Origin of the sequence: Mesorhizobium sp. M0496 (assembly GCF_040321205.1) — a bacterium.
Lineage (GTDB): Bacteria > Pseudomonadota > Alphaproteobacteria > Rhizobiales > Rhizobiaceae > Mesorhizobium.
The window spans coordinates 1-2,272 of sequence record NZ_JAMYRC010000099.1 but is presented as its reverse complement, the minus strand read 5'-3'; the positions used below and the strand labels follow the sequence as shown (position 1 = coordinate 2,272).

Here is a 2,272-nt window from a genome sequence, read left to right as displayed (position 1 = left end):
AACTACGCTCGTAAGGACGACCTTAAGAGCGCAGCCTCGCTTCCGTGCCATGCTCGCGCAAGGCGGCCCTCGCCGGAGGCGTACGACAAATCTGATCATGCGACACCCCTGCTCGAAGCGATTGCACCTTCCCTAGATGTAGGAAGCAATCTGGCGGTTTTCAGGATGCCCCTCGCCGACGGCCCATACGACATGCCGGAAAAAAACGGAGTTTTGTCTTTACTGGCGCAACAAATATGCTAACGGGAGCGCCGTGCCCTTGTAGCTCAGCTGGTAGAGCAGCGGTTTTGTAAACCGAAGGTCGGCGGTTCGATTCCGTCCGGGGGCACCAGAAAAATCAATCACTTAGAGCAATTTGTGGCTTATTTCACACCCGCAGCGGCCGCAACGGGTAACCGCAGGGGTAAGCTGCTACCCTGCTTGCCTTCTTCGTTTTGCCGCCTGCCTCACCTCGTAGATTTGCGTTCCAATGACGGACATCCAAGCTGCTTTTCCTAACGCGGTTCCAAGGGCAGGCTTACACCCACAGCTTTGGCCGAGTCCGGATAGACAATCTCCGCTGACGCCACCCATTTGCCGAGTTCATCAATATAACGATTGATGGATGGGCTGGATCTCAACGCCTCAATAGCGGCGAGAACCTCAAGGTAGACGTGGTTCAATTGGACCTGTTCCTTTCGGGAACTCACGATGGTGATCGACATGTGCGACCATGCTCGATCAATTGCTTGTTCGCTCACATGCTTCCGACGATCCGAGACATGGGCGGCCTTCTTGTCCGCCACATATTTGATCACTTCTCGCCGTCGCACTGGTGTCCCTAAAACCGCAATCGCGAGGCCATCCAGATACTCGGAAAGAGAGACATCGGCGTTGTCGCGATAGCTCCAGATGGCCTCAGCCAACGGCGGCACCCCTTTCATAAGGAACTCAGCCGCCACACCTTCAAGGCGATCCCCGGCCCAAGGATAGTTGCCGCACGTCAGCAGCACGGCAGGGTGGATTGGGTTGAAATCTAGCATCCGAGCGCAAACTCTCAGCTCAGTGCTCGGCGGCAAGAGGCGGCCCGCATTGAACAAGTCCTGTTCGGATAACAGGCGTCGCAGAATAGTGCTGCGCACACGGATTTCGGCGGGCACCTCCGCTAGGTTTTCTGTCATCCCCCTGGTAACAAACCGAAAATCCTCCACCGTGATCCGCGCGAGATCAAAGTCAGTTTCCGTCAGGATGCGATCCGGGGATTTCAACCGAAACTGCGGCTTGACCAAATATGAGAACAGCGGCGGTTTGGCGGAATTGCCCATCACGGCTCCTCCGTCGTCGGTAGATTTGTGATTAATCGATAGATAGCTTTTTGGGTCAGAGTAATTGCAGACGCGACCATGCTTGCCCCTTCGCGTGAAGCGCGAACTTAGCACAGGTTCGTTATTTACTGTCGATGGTGCAAATTCGGATTGGCCGTTTGACCAATTCGCCCTCGCATCGTTTTTGATCTGCGTGATTCCTGCAATCAATTCCGTGGCAACTTGTGAGTTTCCAGCCGCACCGGCTCGCCTCGGTCGCAGATCGTGCAAAATAGCGCGCGCTCAACGGAGCTGAACAACGCATCTTGCCGTGGCGGCATACGACAGTTGGTTACGGCCTTTGGCTCTCATTCCGCTTCCACACTACCGCTTCCTGCTCAAGGGTTTTTGGCAGTTCATCAAGATGATCGATCTGAACTTTCATCGTGGCTCCCTTCACATGAGCCAGGCCAATGTCGGTGTCTGGTGGAATATCCGTGGTCATCTGGATTTGATTGCCTTTCTTTAGCGCTGGCCCTAACAGCGTTCCCGTCGTTGCATCATGCAGTTGAAGCAACATTTCCTCCAACAAGCCCCTGAATTCCGACCACCATGCGTCGGCCTCGGGATGATACTTCTTTGGAGCATGCAGATAATTGCCCAACCGCTGCGCATTCGAGCGTAGTTTCCGCGTTACAGGCGTATAGTAGAGAACCACGAGCGTTTCACCTGTATGCTCATCCTCCACCCTCCATCGCATCACACTGTCGGTCTTAAATGCTCGCTCCGTCGCGGAACCTAGCTTAGTTATTTCCCAACCCTGTTTTTGCTTCTTTGAGACGTGATCCCATGCCTCCAGATATTCTCGCATGCGTTCTTCTACTGCACATCTCATCTCGAACGGTCGTGTCCCATGAGGTGGTGTAGCTCGGCGGTAGCGAAGCTGCTCGCGAGCGCGCCGTTGGTAGCGCTGTAGCGAGCGAGCGGCT

3 protein-coding genes and 1 tRNA gene are annotated in these 2,272 nt (G+C 54.8%); 2 read left to right on the top strand and 2 right to left on the bottom strand.

Annotation, left to right across the window (positions count from 1 at the left end):
* Together NKI73_RS33490 and NKI73_RS33485 are read left to right on the top strand one after the other, a co-directional pair.
* Positions 1-243 (top strand): hypothetical protein (locus NKI73_RS33490; RefSeq protein ID WP_352636322.1); only part of this gene is annotated, 243 nt, incomplete at its 5' end.
* A gap of 12 nt (positions 244-255) precedes the next feature.
* A tRNA-Thr gene (locus NKI73_RS33485) sits at positions 256-331 on the top strand.
* Positions 332-494: 163 nt separating this feature from the next.
* On the opposite strand, the gene NKI73_RS33480 is transcribed toward NKI73_RS33485, so the two are convergent.
* A complete protein-coding gene (locus NKI73_RS33480; protein ID WP_352636320.1) occupies positions 495-1,304 on the bottom strand; it encodes a hypothetical protein in 810 nt (269 codons plus the stop codon).
* 331 nt (positions 1,305-1,635) lie between these two features.
* A partial coding sequence (locus tag NKI73_RS33475) for a hypothetical protein (protein ID WP_352636318.1) occupies positions 1,636-2,272 on the bottom strand: 637 nt, incomplete at its 5' end.

What these genes read in the sequence shown, in the direction of transcription:
- NKI73_RS33480 (WP_352636320.1), bottom strand. Translation starts at nt 1,304, where the DNA reads ATGGGCAATTCCGCCAAACCGCCGCTGTTCTCATATTTGGTCAAGCCG.